Genomic DNA, 16,400 nt, shown 5'->3' with positions numbered 1-16,400 from the left:
TAATGAATAGGTGAACAGAACATGAAGCCCAAAATGACATTTTACACTAAGCCTAACTGCAAGCTATGTGATGATGCGAAAGCTTTATTAGAAACATATCAACTGATGTATAGTTTTGACATAGAGGAACACAATATTGAAGAAGATGATGAGCTGTTAGAAAAATATTTTTTAACGATTCCAGTGATTAAATATCATGATCAGGAAATCAACGCTGAAGAGCTTAATCCTGAAACGTTAGATACATTTTTAAAGGAAAATTTATCAGATTAAAAGTTTGCGAACCAATGAACGGTTTGCTATTCTAATTATAGAATATTTTTTTGATTTATGCGGGACGTTTTTTGACTACCTAAAGGACAATAATTGACCAACTTAACTGAAAGGTGGTGGTCGTTCGTTTGGATAAATTATTCCAGTTTCAAAAAAAGCTTGTCCCTGACTTATTAGAAGTGATTGAAGATCGTTATCAAATTTTAAAAACAATCTACTTAAATGAACCAATTGGTCGACGGGCGTTGGCTGAGCAGTTGAACTGGACCGAGCGTCAAATGCGGAGTGAGATTGAATTTCTAGATGAACAAAAGTTAATAAAAGTCACGAATAAAGGCATGTGGGTGAGTGAAGAGGGCCAACATACGGTTGTATCTTATCCGGCCATTTTGCGTGAGATTTCAGATTTAGATGGGTTAGAAACGCAATTACGTCAATCTCTTCCGATTCAAGACGTTAAAGTTGTTCCGGGGGATGCCGATCAATCGAAGGAAGTCAAGCAATTGCTTGGTAAAGCTGCAGCACAAATGTTAGCGAATCAAATTAAAAACGATTCGATTGTGACGGTCACCGGTGGTTCAACAATGGCGGCTGTTGCGGATCACATGCGTCCCGTGCAAAACTTTCATCCATTGTTTGTCCCGGCACGCGGCGGACTTGGAGATATGTATGAATACCAGGCCAGCTCCATTTGCGTGCAGATGGCTAAGCAGGTGAATGGTAGTTATCGCTTGCTTTATGTTCCGGACACGGTTGGTGAAGAGATTTACTCCAAAATGATGGAAGAACCAGCTGTTAAAGATGTCCTTTCATTAATTGAAAAAGCCGATTTTGTGATTCATGGAATTGGTGATGCAATGAAAATGGCGAAAAGACGTAAAGCGAGCCAGGAGCAAATTGAACATTTAAAGAAAAATTCGGCAGTTGGTGAAGCTTTTGGTTATTACTTTGACCAAGACGGGAAAACTATACACCAGTTGAACTCGATTGGGATGACGAAGGAACATCTAACTGAAGATAAAACGATCATTACGGTTGCAGGTGGTACTTCGAAATGTCAGGTTATTTCCGCCTTTTTCAAGTGGGGGCCAAGTGATGTGTTAATTATTGATGAGGCTATGGCGCGTCATTTATTAAATCAAATTAATCAATCATAGGAGGTATTTTAAATGGCAGTAAAAGTAGGTATTAATGGTTTTGGAAGAATTGGGAGACGAGTTTTCCGTGCGGCCATGACGAATGATGATGTTGAGGTTGTTGCGGTAAACGATTTAGCTGATCCTAATATGTTAGCTCATTTATTAAAATATGACACGATTCATGGCGAGTTAGAAGCGGATATTGATGTAACCGAAGATGCGTTTAATATTAACGATAAAGAGGTCAAAGTGTTATCAGAACGTGACCCAGCTAACTTACCATGGAATGACTTAGGTGTTGAAATCGTCATCGAATCAACAGGTCTTTTTAGAAAACGAGAGGATGCGAAAAAACATTTAGATGCAGGTGCGAAAAAGGTTATCATTTCTGCACCAGGGTCTGATGACGACTTAACAGTAGTGATGGGTGTTAACGAGGATAAATATGATAAAGATAGTCACGATATCGTCTCTAATGCGTCGTGTACAACGAACAGCTTAGCGCCTGTTGCAAAAGTATTGAGTGACAAATTCGGTCTTAAGCGTGGGATCATGACGACCGTGCATTCATTTACAAACGACCAGCAAATTTTAGATTTACCACATAAAGATTATCGTCGTGCTCGCGCAGCATCTGAAAACATTATCCCAACGACAACAGGTGCAGCTGAGGCTGTAGCTAAAGTTTTACCAGAAGTGAAAGGTAAATTAACGGGTATGGCGATGCGAGTTCCAACACCGAACGTCTCGATCGTTGACTTAGTGGCTGAGCTAGATCAAAACGTGACGGTTGAGGAATTAAACCAGGCATTTAAGGATGCATCTGAACATGAATTAAAAGGTATACTTGGTTATAGTGACCTACCATTAGTATCAAGCGACTACAATGGTAGTCCACTATCGTCCATTATTGATGGACCGTCAACGCTAATTATTGAGGACAACATGGTGAAGGTCATCTCATGGTATGACAACGAATCAGGTTATTCTACGCGTTGTGTGGACCTAGCAGCTTATATGGCGAAACAAGGTTTATAAGTTTTTCTCATAAATAGGGTTGAAATGGTAAAATATAGGGAGGAACATTGAGTTGTTCCTCCCTATTTTCTAGTGAAAGTTCTAGAAAGTGAAGGGATTTTTCTCAATACTTGGGGAAGAGTACTCGAAACTGAGGAAAAAGTTCTCAATAATGAAGTGGAAGATCTCAATAACAGGAAAAAAGTTCTCAAACAGAACCAAAAAGTTTTCATTGCTTAATGAATTATTCTTAAAGAAGATTAAAAGTTCATTAAGATTTAGCATGTATTAGGAGAAAGATGAAAATTTTGCTATATTAGTTACATAACAAGGTTTTGGAGGTCAGATTTAGATGCGTAAAATGACGGTTAAAGATGTTGATCTAAAGGGCAAGCGAGTCTTTTGTCGCGTTGATTTTAACGTTCCAATTTCGAACGGTGAAATCTCAGATGATACGAGAATTCGCGCGGCTTTACCTACGATTATGTATTTAACAGAACAGGGAGCTCGAGTCGTTCTAGCGAGTCACTTAGGTCGCCCTGGCGGTGAAGTGGTGGATGAGCTGCGTTTAGATCCTGTTGCACAGCACTTAAGTAATTTATTAGAAAAACCAGTATTAAAATCGGATGATGTTTACAGCGAGGAAGTCACTCAGAACATTAACAGCATGGATAACGGTGATGTATTGTTATTGGAAAATGTTCGTTTTCATCCAGGTGAGAAGAAAAATGATGAGGAGCTTGCTAAGCAGTTTGCATCCTTAGCTGATGTGTATGTGAATGACGCGTTTGGTGCGGCTCACCGTGCGCATGCCTCAACAGAGGGGGTGGCTCATCATTTGCCGGCAATGTCTGGCTTTTTACTAGAAAAAGAAATCGAGGTATTAGGACAAGCGTTAGAAAGTCCTGAACGTCCGTTTACCGCGATTATCGGTGGGGCAAAGGTCAAAGATAAAATTGGTGTCATTGATCATCTATTAGATAAGGTCGACCATCTATTGATTGGTGGTGGTTTATCGTACACGTTTATTAAAGCGCAAGGCTATGAAATCGGGAACTCATTATTAGAAGAGGATAAAATAGATTTAGCAAAAGATTTTATGGACAAGGCTGAACATCAAGGTGTAGCGATTCATTTGGCATCTGATGTGGTCGTGGCGGATGAGTTTTCACCTGATGCGAACACAAAAGTCGTTCCGGTAGAAGAAATCCCTGAAGGCTGGGAAGGTTTAGACATCGGACCGAAGACGGTTGAACAGTTTAGTCAGGTTGTTAAAGATTCTAAATTAATCATGTGGAATGGACCAATGGGTGTGTTCGAATATGATGCTTTTGCGCATGGAACAAAAGGTGTGGCCGAAGCGTTAGCCGAAACAGATGGCTATACTATCATTGGTGGCGGTGATTCAGCGTCAGCAGTTGAGAAGTTTGGCTATGCGGAGCAAATGGATCATATCTCAACTGGTGGGGGCGCTTCCCTAGAGTTTATGGAAGGAAAAGTCCTCCCAGGTGTTGCGGCATTAAATGATCAAGAGGATGAGGTGAAATAATGCGGAAACCGATTATTGCAGGAAATTGGAAAATGAATAAGCTCGTCGCGGAAGGAGCGCGTTTTGTTGTGGATATACGAGAGAAGGTCCCACCGAACGAAGAGGTCGATACGGTAGTGTGTGCGCCGTTTGTTCACATTCCGTTTATCTCAGAAGCGGCTCGAGCCTATCATGTTAAAATTGGCGCACAAAATATGCACTATGAAGAGAGTGGTGCGTTCACAGGAGAAGTGAGTCCGACAATGTTAGAGGATTTACTCGTGGATTACGTTATTATTGGGCACTCTGAACGCCGTCAATATTTTAACGAAACTGACGAAACGGTTAATAAGAAGACGAAAGCGGCATTCGAGCACAATTTGTTACCGATTGTTTGTGTTGGCGAATCGTTAGAACAACGTGAGAACAATGAAACGGTGGATTTTGTGTCGGGTCAGGTAAAAAAAGCACTGGATGGATTAAGTGATGAGCAAGCGAAACAAGTCGTCATCGCTTACGAACCGATTTGGGCAATCGGAACAGGCAAAACGGCAACAAGTGAAGAAGCCAATGAAGTGTGCAAGCATATCCGGGAAGTCGTCAAAGAAGCCTATAGTGAAGATGTCTCTGAAGCGGTTCGCATTCAGTACGGTGGAAGTGTCAAACCTGAGAATATTGAAGAGCTTCTTGGCATGTCAGACATTGACGGCGCATTAGTTGGTGGTGCTAGCTTAAAAGAGGATGCATTTTTAAAACTCGTGGAGGCTGGTCAACATGTCCGCTAACCCTTTAGCAGCATTGATTATATTGGATGGATTCGCTTTCCGAGACGAGGAATACGGGAATGCGGTGAAACAAGCCAATACACCGAATTTTGATCGCTATTGGAACCAGTACCCTCATTCCACGTTGACAGCCTTTGGCGAAGCAGTTGGTCTCCCTGAAGGTCAGATGGGGAATTCGGAGGTCGGTCATTTAAACATTGGGGCGGGTCGTGTCGTTTATCAAAATTTATCTCGAATCAATTTGGCGATTAAAGAACGTGAATTTCATCAAAACGAAGCATTCATTAAAATGGGAGAACACGTCAATTCCTACGACGGCGCTTTGCATATCTTTGGTTTATTATCTGATGGTGGTGTACATAGCCATATTGAGCACATTTTTGCCTTATTAGAAATGGCCAAAGAGCAGCAAGTTGATGACGTCTACGTCCATGCTTTTTTAGACGGTCGCGATGTAGGGCCGAAAACGGCAACCCGCTATATTAAAGAGCTCGAAGAAAAAATGGATGAGCTTAATGTCGGAAAGCTTGCCACTGTTTCTGGTCGCTATTATGCGATGGACCGCGATCAGCGCTGGGAACGCGTCGAAAAAGCGTTTCGTGCTATTCGTTTAGGTGATGGACCAACAGCAACTAACGCGATTGAAGCGGTTGAAAAATCATATGAACAAGATGTCGTGGATGAATTTGTTGAACCATTCGTCATGGTTGATGAACAGAACGAACCAGTCTGTACAGTTAAAAATGGCGATGCGATCATTTTTGCGAATTTTCGTCCAGACCGTGCCCTGCAGTTAACCGATGTATTATGGAATAACCGGTTAGACGTTTTTGAACAGGCCTATGAGCCGTTAGAAAACATTCATATGGTAACCAAAACGCAATACAGTGACGAGCTCGATGTAGGTGTTGCGTTTCCACCAAACATGCCACAAAACACGATTGGCGAGGTCGTTGCTAAGCAAGACTTGAAGCAATTACGCATCGCCGAGACAGAAAAATACCCACATGTAACGTATTTTATGAGCGGTGGATTAGATAAAGCGTTTGATGGAGAGAAACGAATTTTAATTGATTCGCCGAAAGTGGCGACTTATGATTTAAAACCGGAAATGAGTGCCTATGAGGTTACTGACGCACTCCTTGATACGTTAGACCATGATCCACCTAATCTTATAATTCTAAACTTTGCCAACCCTGATATGGTCGGTCACTCTGGAAAAATAGAACCGACCATAAAAGCGGTCGAAGCTGTTGATGAATGTTTAGGCAAAGTGGTTGATCAAATCATCGAGATGGGTGGGCATACCTTGATTACCGCTGATCACGGAAACGCCGATCAAGTTTTAAATGATGACGGTAGCCCGATGACAGCTCACACAACTAATCCAGTTCCAGTCATCGTGACTAAAGAGGGTGTAGAGTTGCGCGATGGTGGTATTTTAGGTGATTTAGCGCCAACCATATTAGAATTATTATCCATTGAGAAACCCGAAGAAATGACAGGTCAATCATTAATAAAAAAATAAAGGAGAGACGACGATGCCTTTTATTATTGATGTTTACGCAAGAGAAGTTTTAGATTCAAGAGGTAATCCAACAGTTGAGGTTGAAGTGACGACGGAATCTGGTGCATTTGGTTCAGCCCTCGTCCCAAGTGGGGCCTCAACCGGTGAATATGAAGCGGTTGAGCTTCGTGACGGCGACCAAGGGCGCTATTTAGGGAAAGGGGTTCAAGATGCCGTTAAAAATGTGAACGACATGATCGCACCTGAACTCGTGGGTTATAGTGTGACGGATCAAGTATTAATTGACCAACAACTCATCGCGGTTGACGGCACTGAAAACAAAGGCCATTTAGGTGCTAACGCGATTTTAGGTGTATCGATGGCTGCCGCTCATGCCGCTGCGAACTATTTAGATTTGCCGTTATATCAATACTTAGGTGGTTTTAATGCGACGACACTACCAACACCTATGATGAACATCCTAAACGGTGGAGAACATGCTGATAATAACGTGGATATCCAAGAATTTATGATTATGCCAGTAGCTGCACCTACCTTTAAGGAAGCCCTTCGTCAAGGAGCGGAAATTTTCCATGGCTTAAAGAAAGTCCTAAAGGACAAAGGCTATAATACTGCTGTAGGTGATGAGGGAGGATTTGCACCAAACCTGAAATCGAATGAAGAAGCCCTTGAAACAATCGTCGAGGCGATTGAAAAAGCGGGATATAAACCAGATTCAGAGGTTAAATTAGCGATGGATGTAGCGGCTTCAGAAATTTATCAAGACGGAAAGTATAACTTAAAAGGTGAAGGTGTTACGCGTACGGCAGAAGAAATGGTTGAGTGGTATGAATCACTCGTAAATAAATTCCCGATTGTCTCGATTGAAGACGGCCTAGATGAAAATGATTGGGACGGCTTTAAATTATTGACCGATCGAATTGGAGACCGGGTCCAATTAGTTGGAGATGACTTATTTGTCACAAACACGAAAAAATTATCTCAAGGTATTGAGAAGGGAATCGGAAATTCTATATTAGTTAAAGTGAACCAAATTGGGACCCTGACCGAAACATTTGAAGCGGTAGAGATGGCTAAACGCGCTGGCTATACTGCTGTTATTTCGCACCGTTCAGGTGAAACAGAAGATGCAACGATTGCAGATATCGCTGTTGCGACCAATGCCGGTCAAATTAAAACGGGTGCCCCTTCCCGTACAGACCGTGTTGCCAAATATAATCAATTATTAAGAATAGAAGACTTTTTAGCTACAGCAGCAACCTATGCTGGACGAACAGCTTTTTATAATTTAAAATAAATGTTGTGCCCCGTCATTTATTGGCGGGGTTTATTACCTTTTACTTATCTATTCGTACAAGGTGTGATAAAAAAGAAGGAGTTAACATATTATTGTAGTATCAGTAAATAAAAGGGAGGTTGAAATATGAAAAACTTAACAAAATCAATCTTAATAGCACTCTTTCTCGGTATTGTCATCGGGTTAGGTTTAAATTTATTTGCACCTGAAATATTTACACCAATAGATCAATACTTTTTTGCGCCATTAGGTGATATATTCTTACGTCTTATTCAAATGATGGTTATTCCAATCGTCTTCATCTCTATCGTATTAGGTGTGGCGAACCTTGGCGATCCAAAGAAGTTAGGACGTATCGGTGGTAAAACGATTCTATTTTTCTTATCGACAACTGCGATAGCGATTACAATCGCGATGTCACTAGCTTTTTTGTTCCAGCCAGGTGAATATGATCCAGATCTATTAAATTCTGAAGAAGCAACCTTTGAAGCGGAAGAAGCTCCGTCGGTCGTTGATACGTTAATCAATATTATTCCAACAAACCCAATACAAGCCATGACAAGTGGAGAAATGCTACAAATCATCTTCTTTGCAGTATTTCTCGGCTTCGGACTAGCTATTTTAAGTAAAAAGACAGATCGTGTTTTACGGCTATTTGAACAAGCAAACGAACTGGTGATGTATCTCATTCAGATTATTATGTACACGGCTCCATTTGGTGCGTTTGGTCTAATTGCATCAGCTGTTGGTGGAGCTGGTATTGATGCTATTATGCAGATGCTTGCGTACTTTTTAGTTGTATTAGCTGGGCTAATCATACATGCCATCATCACATATGGTTCTGTTATTAAATTTATGATCAAAAAGAGCCCGCTTTGGTTCTTTAAAAACTTCTCACCAGCTATGAGTGTTGCCTTTGGTACCGCAAGTAGTAGTGGGACACTACCAGTTTCGATGAAAACAGCACAAGAAAACCTAGGTGTTCGTAAACCGGTTAGTAGTTTCGTACAACCACTCGGAGCAACTATTAACATGGATGGTACTGCCATCATGCAAGGTGTTGCGACTGTTTTCATCGCTCAAGTATCTGGGGTCGATTTGACCTTCACACAAATTATCACCGTTGTCTTAATAGCGATTCTAGCATCGGTTGGTACAGCAGGTGTTCCAGGTGTGGGACTCATCATGCTAGCGATGGTATTAGACCAGGTTGGGTTACCAGTGGAAGCTATTGGTTTAATTCTCGGGGTCGACCGTCTACTTGATATGACTCGTACAGCTGTTAACATTACAGGTGATGCAACTTGTGCCTTGCTGATCTCCGAATCAGAGGGTGACGTTGAAGAGAAAAAACCATCCATTAGTGATGAAGCTTAAGAGTTAAATTAAAAATAAAAAAGATTGAGTACACTACTTTGATGAGTAGTGTACTTTTTTTGTTTATAAATTTTTCGATCAAAGTGAAATATTTTAAATAGCGGGTTCGACTAATTAATGACTTTTAAATATTTTACGGGGAGAAATGGATGGCGATCAGTAAAATTTCAGAGTGGTTTTATCTATACAGCAAAGACATCTACCATTTCTTACTTTATTATGTCGGTTCAGGCGATATTGAAGATTTGGTACAAGAGGTTTTTATACGAGCCATTAAAGGCTTTGATACATATCAGGAAAATTCAAGCCCTAAAACATGGCTATTTTCAATTGCCCGTCATGTTGGTATAGATGAATTGAGAAGAAGGAAACGATCTAGAATTAAAAATGCTATTGGTATAGGGGATTATGAGCCGACAGAAGATCGAACACCAGAAAAAGTTCTGCAACTTAACGAAAATCATAAAGAACTATACCAAGTCATACAGTCGTTGAAGGCAAATTACAGAGATGTGATTATTTTGCGAGCGATTAAGGAAATGTCTGTATCCGAAACAGCAGTGACCTTAAACTGGAATGAAAATAAGGTGCGTATCACATATCATAGAGCACTAAAAGCACTTAAAAAGGAAAGGGATGGGATATCAGATGAACGAGAATGAACAGTTTAGGGAATTGATAGATGACATTCAGTCACTTCCAGAACCAGACTATGAAAACGAATTTGATATGAAGACACGGGACCGCATACACGAAAATATAATAAATTTTTCAATGGACTATAGAAATAAGAGAAGGAGAGGAATTATAGGGAAAAGAGTTTTAGCTGGAATAACGAGTGCAATCGCTTTATTATTATTTACATTTGTATTTTTGACTATTAACGATGGTGAAAAGACGGCTACTGATCCAAATGAGCAACATAATCTAGATGAAGAACACTTAGTTGGATTACAAGGAAATGAATATGAAGAAGGGCAATACCCAATTCATATGACGTATGATTTAAACGCAGTAAAGCGTTACGTCAATAATCAACCTGATAATGGTGAAGAAATACGTTCACTTTTTAAACAAATGTCCAATGATTCGGTCAAATTTGATCTTCAACGTGAATTAACATCTGAAGAGTGGGAGAAGGTCAAGCAGGATTTAAATAGTAAACTAGATATTCTAAATTCATTAATAAGTGACAATTCTGATTTCAATCAACCCATCCATTTATTTATTAAATTCCTTGAAGAAGCAAAAGGGGAAGATTATTTACGATATGAAGATGTCGTTAATGGTATTGAATTTTTAAGTAAAGAGTTAAACTAATCATAAATAGCAAAAAAATAAATCATGTGATAAGGTAATTGAAGACATAAGAGAAAGGAAAGTTGTGGTAATGAAATTGAAAAACAATCAAAACACATGGATCCTATTCGCTATCATTCCACTTTTAACTCTACTGACGAGCTGTGGGATGATGAATGATTCAGATACTTCTAATAATCATGAAGGTCAAGCTGCTAATGCTCAATCATCAAATTGGGCGGACGCTGCTCGAAAAGCCATGAATACTGCTGAACATTATAAAGATCAAGAACAATACAACAAGTCTAAAGAATACTACATCAAGGCAGCGGAATATTTTGAACAAGCTAACATGCCAAGCTGGACCGTGCAAAGTAATATTTATGCTGATTTTATTGATACGGATGTGACGCTTTATGTAGAGCAACCAGTTAAGCAGGACAAAAATTTAGGAAAATTTGAGCCTGAAAGTGGGACATACCTCGGTTTCTTTATGGCGGGCTCCAGGGAAACAAACCGCCCAGACTTAATGGATGATATTTATGGTCGAAATCACGCAATCTATTTAACGTATACCAAATGGGGGCAACACTACGAGGAAACAGACTCTTATTTCCCCCTTAAGTTTGCGGAAAATGCTAAAAAATATCAGGCCGGTATTCAAATCGGTTTTGAACCATCCGAAGGTCTTGACCAAGTCGTCGACGGCGAATATATTCGCCAATTCGCAAGAGAGGCTAAAGAGTCCGGTGTACCCGTATTTTTACGCTATGCTAGCGAAATGAACGGCGAGTGGGTGCCTTGGAGTGGCGATCCAGAAAAGTATAAAGAAAAATTCCGTCTCGTCCATGACATTATGGAGAAGGAGGCACCAAATGTAGCGATGGTTTGGTCGCCAAACTTCTTGCCACGCCACAACATCGATCAATATTACCCAGGGGATGAATACGTTGATTGGGTTGGTACTTCGCTTTATACGATTCCGTTTTCACATGGTGAGCGTAAGCCAGGGGGTAACCCGATTGACTATTTGAGACCGATTTATGAAAAATATAGTCACAAGCCGATGATGGTTTCAGAAGGTGCCGTTTCACATTATAGTTATGAGCTAGATGAAGACTTTTCAGAATGGGCTGCGAGCCAGATTGGTAATATGTATGGCTTTTTACCGCGTATGTTCCCAAATATAAAGGCTGTAACGTATTTTAACTTAGATAAAATCACGACCAACTATGACAACCAAAATAACAATTATGACTTAGCAGATAACAAACAAGTCGATAAGACGTATCAACGTATGATTCAGAATGGTCAATTTATTGATCAATTAACAGTAGAAGGGGCAAAAACGACGATTGAAACTCAGTTTTTACCTGTCCAAGAGGTAAAACAAGTCAATGGTGAACATGACACGTTTTTATATGTTAAACTTCCAGAGGGTGAACAGCCTTACTATGTAGCGGTATATCAAGGCGATAAGAAGCTGGGTGAATCCTACGCACAACCTTGGAATATGCGGATTGATTTTTCGAAGGTTGATCCAAATCGTCCACTGACATTAATTGCATTTGATCGGGAATTTAAACGCTTAGCTACAGAAAAAGTAGAGGTTTCATTTTAATTAGAAGAGTTGGAAATTATCTTGCCAAAATACCCAATTCTATGCTACATTAATGTTATGGATTTGTGCGTATGACTAGGAGGCTATGATTATGTATACATTTTTTGTGACGTTATTATTCATTGTAACCATCGGACTTATCGTTGTTGTTTTATTACAATCTGGTAAAAGTGCTGGCCTATCTGGGGCGATTTCAGGTGGTGCTGAGCATCTTTTTGGAAAGCAAAAAGCCCGCGGTATTGACGGCGTTTTACACAGATTAACGATTATTTTAGGTATTTCGTTTATGGTCATTACCTTTATATTAGGGTACCTTGTTCAGTAATAAAAAAATAAGCTTATGAAACAGTAAGTGATAGCTTACTGTTTTTTTATGTGATTTAATGTTGGTAATGATTAGCAATTAAGTTTAAGGGGAAAATTATAATTATTGAACGTGTCAGGGAAGGAGATTATGATGCAAGTTAAACAACCAGAACCTTTTACCTTTGAAGCAGGAGACCGTGCCGTCTTACTATTACATGGATTTACAGGAAATTCTGCAGACGTCAGGATGCTAGGACGATTTTTAGAAAAGAAAGGCTATACCTCTCATGCACCAGTCTATAAAGGTCATGGTGTACCACCAGAGGAGCTAGTCAAGACGAATGCTAAGGATTGGTGGCAGGATGCACTAGATGGATACGAGCATTTAAAGGAGCTAGGCTATGATGAAATCGCTGTGGCGGGCCTGTCTTTAGGCGGCGCATTAAGCTTAAGGCTAGCTTATAATAAGCCAATTAAAGGCGTGATTCCGATTTGTGCTCCAGCATTTTTCGATAACATTGAAGAATTGACGCAAGGTTTTCGTCAATTTGCGAAAGAATATAAACAATTAGAACAAAAGGATGATGACCAAATCCAAGAAGAAATTGATGCTTTAATGAAAAACTCAAACAACACGTTTGAAACGTTGAGTGAATTAATTAAAGAAATCCATGATCATGTCGATCATATTTATGCGCCGACATTGGTTTTACAGGCAGAAGAGGACGAAATGATTAATACTGATAGTGCGGATTATATTTATGAAAATGTTGAAGCGGATGAAAAAGATATCAAGTGGTATGAAGGAGCTCCGCACGTGATTACGTTAAGTGATTATAAGGGAAAAGTACACGAGGATGTATATCAATTTTTAGAAGGCTTGGATTGGTCGAAGTCGTAGAGTGAGGTGAAAGCATGGAGGATTTTAAACAGCAGTTAATCACATTTTTTGAAGAAGATGCGACACGTCCGATGAGCGTGACGGATTTACAAGAAGCATTGGACATGACAGATAGTGAACAATTGCAAGTATTAATGGTAACACTCAATGAGCTAGAAGAGAAAGGTGAACTTGTACGTAACCGCAAAAATCGTTATGGTTTACCAGAGAAGATGAATTTAATCCGTGGTCGTATCCAAATGCATGCGAAAGGGTTTGCCTTTTTAATTCCTGAGGATGAAAACCAATCGGATATATATATTCATCAAACGGATTTAATGAGTGCGATGAATGGTGACATTGTCTTGGTGCGAGTGGAGGCCGCCTCAGTTGGTGGTAACCGGCCAGAGGGTGTTGTCGTTCGTATTATCGAAAGAAATAATGCGCCAATTGTCGGGACCTATCAGGATAACGGCCGTTTCGGATTTGTCATTGCCGATGATAAACGGATTCCGAATGATATCTTCATCCGAGAAGGATACTCAAATGGGGCAGTGGATGGACATAAAGTCATTGTTCAAATAACCGAATACCCTGATGGTCGGAAAAGTGCTGAGGGAGAAGTTACCGAAATTTTAGGTCATAAGAATGATCCAGGTATTGATATTTTATCGATTATTCATAAGCACGGGATTAAAGCAACTTTTGATGAAGAAACGTTACAGCACGCTAATGAGGTTCCTGAAACCATTTCAGACGAGGAAATTACAGGGCGACGTGACTTACGCGATAAAAGGATTGTCACGATTGACGGCGCCGATGCGAAGGATTTAGATGACGCTGTTCATGTATCCAAACTTGATAATGGTAACTATCAATTAGGGGTTTATATTGCAGACGTTTCCTATTATGTGACTGAAGGATCACCTATTGATAAAGAGGCTTTTGAACGAAGTACAAGCACCTATTTAACAGACCGTGTCGTACCTATGATTCCGCATCGGTTATCCAACGGAATCTGTTCCTTAAATCCACAAGTAGATCGGTTAACGCTTGGGTGTGAGATGGAAATCGATGCAAGCGGTGATATCGTCAATCATGACATTTTTCAGGCTGTCATAAAAACAAACGAGCGTATGACCTATATCGATGTTAACAGCATTTTGGCAGAAGAGGATGAAGCATTACTTGAGCGCTATAAACCGCTCGTTCCGATGTTTAATGACATGCAAGAACTGGCAGGAATTTTACGACAAAAGCGAATGACACGAGGTGCGATTGATTTTGATTTCAAAGAAGCAGAAGTGTTAGTCGATGAGCAAGGCGAACCGCTCGATGTCGTATTACGAGAGCGAGGGGAAGCTGAACGAATCATTGAGGATTTTATGCTCGCGGCTAATGAAACAGTGGCCGAGCATTTCCACTGGATGGACGTCCCGTTTATACACCGGATTCACGAAGACCCGGACCCTGGGAAGCTACAGACGTTCTTTGAATTTATCGCTAACTTAGGCTATACAGTTAAAGGAACGATAGATTCGATCCATCCAAAAGCCTTACAAGGCGTGTTAGATGAAATTCGCGGGAATAAAGAGGACTTAGTTGTATCGAAATTAATGCTGCGTTCAATGCAACGGGCACGGTACGCTCCAGAAAGCGTCGGTCACTTTGGGTTAGCAACTAAATTCTATACCCACTTTACATCACCAATCCGACGTTATCCGGATTTAATCGTTCATCGGCTGATTCGGACGTATTTAATCGAAGGTGACCTCAGCAATCAAACACAGGATACATGGAAGCAAAAACTTCCTGATATCGCGCGCCACACATCGGATATGGAGCGCCGCTCTGTAGATGCCGAGCGCGAAACCGATGATCTGAAGATGACACAATATATGAGCAATAAAATCGGTGAAGAATTTGATGGTATCATTAGTTCAATCACCAACTTCGGTCTATTCGTCGAGTTGCCAAATACCATTGAAGGTCTGGTCCATGTCAGCTATCTGACAGACGATTATTACCATTATGATGATAAGCACCAAGCGATGATTGGTGAACGTACGGCAAACATCTTTAGAATTGGAGATGAGGTGCGGGTACGCGTGATTGATACCAATATTGAAGAACGTGTCATTGACTTTGAAATTGTCGGTATGACAAACAATCAACATAAAGAACCGAAAAAAGAAATCAAAGCGAAAAAACTTAATCGAAAACCACGCAAGACGAATAAATAAAAAAACGCCACAGCTTTTGGAGTTGTGGCGTTTATCATGTGTGAATTGAGTGATATTTAGAATTTATGAGCGAGTTTGTGAATATAAGAGCGCGTTTTTGAATTTATGAGCGTCTTCCTTTTATGCGCGAGTTTTGAATTTTATGCGCGTATTTTATTAAATATGCGCGCCTCTCTCGATTTATGCGCGACTGCTATTTCATTATTTCCATTTCCCATGCAAAATCCATGGATCTTGAATTTGGAATGCTTCTTCACACGCATCTTTTCTTGATTCGTCCGTTAGATCAATCCAAACGTACGTATCATCGCCATAGGTTTTCTGGAATTCCTTGTGCGTGTCTAAGATGGTCTCCCAAAGTCCAGGCTGTGTAAAAACGTCATCCCATAGATAAACGACATGAGCGTACTGATGTTTCTTTTGATCAAAATTAATGATGATGAAGCGGTTATTGTTAGGGTTTTTGAAGAAATACCAATCCTTAATCTCATCATCTTTAAACAGGTTTGGATGAGATGGAAAAGGGTAATAACATTCATACGGGAAAATAACGTCTGGATTATGCTCGATTGATGATAAAACTTCTCTTTTACCTTCTAACGTCTCAATAGGTGTCCACTTTTCACCCGGTGTATAATTTAAAACCTCAGGCTTAACTAACGTCGACCCATGTAACGCTTTTAACTGAGGCAGATTTAACTTGTTTAACACACGCAATGCTGGGAAATTGTGACGTTGCGTGTTGGCACCAATCCATTTAATGTGATTCTCATGTTGTAATTGTTCGATAATGAACTCAATTAGCTGAGTAGCGTACCCTTTACCTTTATAACGATTATCACTTCTTAATCGGCCAAGCATCGCATATTGATTGGCATAAAGGGAATAGCCAGCAGTGGAGACAAGCTGATCATCATTAAATAAGCCGTATATTACATCATTTCGAATTAAACGCTCAAAGACACGAACGATATAATCATCTTCAATTCCTGTCTGCATGCTTTTGACTAAATCGTGATCCTCTAAACGTAGCTGTCTGATTTGTATGGTGTCTATCATGTAGTACCCCCCAATATCTGTTCTAACTATTAATAGTGCCATACTTAA

The 16,400-nt window shown here is 40.2% G+C and carries 15 protein-coding genes; 14 read left to right on the top strand and 1 reads right to left on the bottom strand.

Features of this window, described 5'->3' with window-relative positions:
- The first annotated feature begins 21 nt into the window (after nucleotides 1–21).
- The 14 genes from BLP77_RS11310 to rnr all read left to right on the top strand — a co-directional run bounded on the left by BLP77_RS11310 (nucleotide 22) and on the right by rnr (nucleotide 15,293).
- Entirely contained in the window at nucleotides 22–273 is a 252-nt protein-coding gene (locus BLP77_RS11310; RefSeq protein WP_093857248.1) for a glutaredoxin family protein, read from the top strand.
- Between the two features lie 128 nt (nucleotides 274–401).
- Nucleotides 402–1,430, top strand: a complete 1,029-nt coding sequence (locus BLP77_RS11305) for a sugar-binding transcriptional regulator (protein WP_093857247.1) — start codon at nucleotides 402–404, stop codon at nucleotides 1,428–1,430.
- Nucleotides 1,431–1,442: 12 nt separating this feature from the next.
- A complete protein-coding gene (gap, locus tag BLP77_RS11300; RefSeq protein ID WP_093857246.1) occupies nucleotides 1,443–2,450 on the top strand; it encodes a type I glyceraldehyde-3-phosphate dehydrogenase in 1,008 nt (335 codons plus the stop codon).
- Nucleotides 2,451–2,781: 331 nt separating this feature from the next.
- On the top strand, nucleotides 2,782–3,978 hold the full coding sequence (locus BLP77_RS11295) for a phosphoglycerate kinase (protein ID WP_093857245.1): 1,197 nt from the start codon (nucleotides 2,782–2,784) through the stop codon (nucleotides 3,976–3,978).
- Nucleotides 3,978–4,742 (top strand): triose-phosphate isomerase, encoded by a 765-nt coding sequence (gene tpiA / locus BLP77_RS11290; protein WP_093857244.1) that lies wholly within the window; start codon nucleotides 3,978–3,980, stop codon nucleotides 4,740–4,742. The genes BLP77_RS11295 and tpiA overlap by 1 nt, the downstream gene beginning before the upstream one ends.
- A complete protein-coding gene (gpmI, locus tag BLP77_RS11285) occupies nucleotides 4,732–6,270 on the top strand; it encodes a 2,3-bisphosphoglycerate-independent phosphoglycerate mutase (RefSeq protein WP_093857243.1) in 1,539 nt (512 codons plus the stop codon). The genes tpiA and gpmI overlap by 11 nt, the downstream gene beginning before the upstream one ends.
- Nucleotides 6,271–6,283: 13 nt before the next feature.
- A complete protein-coding gene (eno, locus tag BLP77_RS11280) occupies nucleotides 6,284–7,567 on the top strand; it encodes a phosphopyruvate hydratase (RefSeq protein ID WP_093857242.1) in 1,284 nt (427 codons plus the stop codon).
- 126 nt (nucleotides 7,568–7,693) lie between these two features.
- Entirely contained in the window at nucleotides 7,694–8,944 is a 1,251-nt protein-coding gene (locus BLP77_RS11275; RefSeq protein WP_093857241.1) for a dicarboxylate/amino acid:cation symporter, read from the top strand.
- 149 nt (nucleotides 8,945–9,093) lie between these two features.
- The gene (locus BLP77_RS11270; RefSeq protein WP_093857240.1) at nucleotides 9,094–9,606 is read left to right on the top strand and encodes an RNA polymerase sigma factor; all 513 of its coding nucleotides are present in this window, start codon (nucleotides 9,094–9,096) and stop codon (nucleotides 9,604–9,606) included.
- Nucleotides 9,593–10,264 carry a hypothetical protein gene (locus BLP77_RS11265; RefSeq protein WP_093857239.1) on the top strand — a complete coding sequence of 224 codons (672 nt, stop codon included), beginning with the start codon at nucleotides 9,593–9,595 and terminating at the stop codon, nucleotides 10,262–10,264. The genes BLP77_RS11270 and BLP77_RS11265 overlap by 14 nt, the downstream gene beginning before the upstream one ends.
- 70 nt (nucleotides 10,265–10,334) lie before the next feature.
- Nucleotides 10,335–11,864: a glycoside hydrolase family 26 protein gene (locus tag BLP77_RS11260; protein ID WP_093857238.1), complete on the top strand. Its 1,530-nt coding sequence runs from the start codon at nucleotides 10,335–10,337 to the stop codon at nucleotides 11,862–11,864.
- A gap of 91 nt (nucleotides 11,865–11,955) precedes the next feature.
- Nucleotides 11,956–12,189, top strand: coding sequence for a preprotein translocase subunit SecG (gene secG / locus BLP77_RS11255; RefSeq protein ID WP_093857237.1), 234 nt, complete (start codon nucleotides 11,956–11,958; stop codon nucleotides 12,187–12,189).
- Nucleotides 12,190–12,318: 129 nt separating this feature from the next.
- The gene (locus BLP77_RS11250; RefSeq protein WP_093857236.1) at nucleotides 12,319–13,071 is read left to right on the top strand and encodes an alpha/beta hydrolase; all 753 of its coding nucleotides are present in this window, start codon (nucleotides 12,319–12,321) and stop codon (nucleotides 13,069–13,071) included.
- 14 nt (nucleotides 13,072–13,085) lie between these two features.
- Complete coding sequence (gene rnr / locus BLP77_RS11245) at nucleotides 13,086–15,293, top strand: ribonuclease R (RefSeq protein ID WP_093857235.1); 2,208 nt, start codon at nucleotides 13,086–13,088, stop codon at nucleotides 15,291–15,293.
- Between the two features lie 201 nt (nucleotides 15,294–15,494).
- On the opposite strand, the gene BLP77_RS11240 is transcribed toward rnr, so the two are convergent.
- Complete coding sequence (locus tag BLP77_RS11240; protein ID WP_176753054.1) at nucleotides 15,495–16,352, bottom strand: GNAT family N-acetyltransferase; 858 nt, start codon at nucleotides 16,350–16,352, stop codon at nucleotides 15,495–15,497.
- Nucleotides 16,353–16,400 lie beyond the last annotated feature (48 nt).

Origin of the sequence: Tenuibacillus multivorans (assembly GCF_900103915.1) — a bacterium.
Taxonomy (GTDB): Bacteria; Bacillota; Bacilli; order Bacillales; family Alkalibacillaceae; genus Tenuibacillus; species Tenuibacillus multivorans.
Note: the sequence above shows the minus strand (reverse complement) of the source record. Positions and strands in the feature narration are given on the sequence as shown.

What these genes read in the sequence shown, in the direction of transcription:
- eno (WP_093857242.1), top strand. Translation starts at nt 6,284, where the DNA reads ATGCCTTTTATTATTGATGTTTACGCAAGAGAAGTTTTAGATTCAAGA.
- gpmI (WP_093857243.1), top strand. Translation starts at nt 4,732, where the DNA reads ATGTCCGCTAACCCTTTAGCAGCATTGATTATATTGGATGGATTCGCT.
- rnr (WP_093857235.1), top strand. Translation starts at nt 13,086, where the DNA reads ATGGAGGATTTTAAACAGCAGTTAATCACATTTTTTGAAGAAGATGCG.
- BLP77_RS11265 (WP_093857239.1), top strand. Translation starts at nt 9,593, where the DNA reads ATGAACGAGAATGAACAGTTTAGGGAATTGATAGATGACATTCAGTCA.
- BLP77_RS11310 (WP_093857248.1), top strand. Translation starts at nt 22, where the DNA reads ATGAAGCCCAAAATGACATTTTACACTAAGCCTAACTGCAAGCTATGT.
- BLP77_RS11250 (WP_093857236.1), top strand. Translation starts at nt 12,319, where the DNA reads ATGATGCAAGTTAAACAACCAGAACCTTTTACCTTTGAAGCAGGAGAC.
- secG (WP_093857237.1), top strand. Translation starts at nt 11,956, where the DNA reads ATGTATACATTTTTTGTGACGTTATTATTCATTGTAACCATCGGACTT.
- BLP77_RS11240 (WP_176753054.1), bottom strand. Translation starts at nt 16,352, where the DNA reads ATGATAGACACCATACAAATCAGACAGCTACGTTTAGAGGATCACGAT.
- BLP77_RS11270 (WP_093857240.1), top strand. Translation starts at nt 9,094, where the DNA reads ATGGCGATCAGTAAAATTTCAGAGTGGTTTTATCTATACAGCAAAGAC.
- BLP77_RS11275 (WP_093857241.1), top strand. Translation starts at nt 7,694, where the DNA reads ATGAAAAACTTAACAAAATCAATCTTAATAGCACTCTTTCTCGGTATT.
- BLP77_RS11295 (WP_093857245.1), top strand. Translation starts at nt 2,782, where the DNA reads ATGCGTAAAATGACGGTTAAAGATGTTGATCTAAAGGGCAAGCGAGTC.
- gap (WP_093857246.1), top strand. Translation starts at nt 1,443, where the DNA reads ATGGCAGTAAAAGTAGGTATTAATGGTTTTGGAAGAATTGGGAGACGA.
- BLP77_RS11260 (WP_093857238.1), top strand. Translation starts at nt 10,335, where the DNA reads ATGAAATTGAAAAACAATCAAAACACATGGATCCTATTCGCTATCATT.
- tpiA (WP_093857244.1), top strand. Translation starts at nt 3,978, where the DNA reads ATGCGGAAACCGATTATTGCAGGAAATTGGAAAATGAATAAGCTCGTC.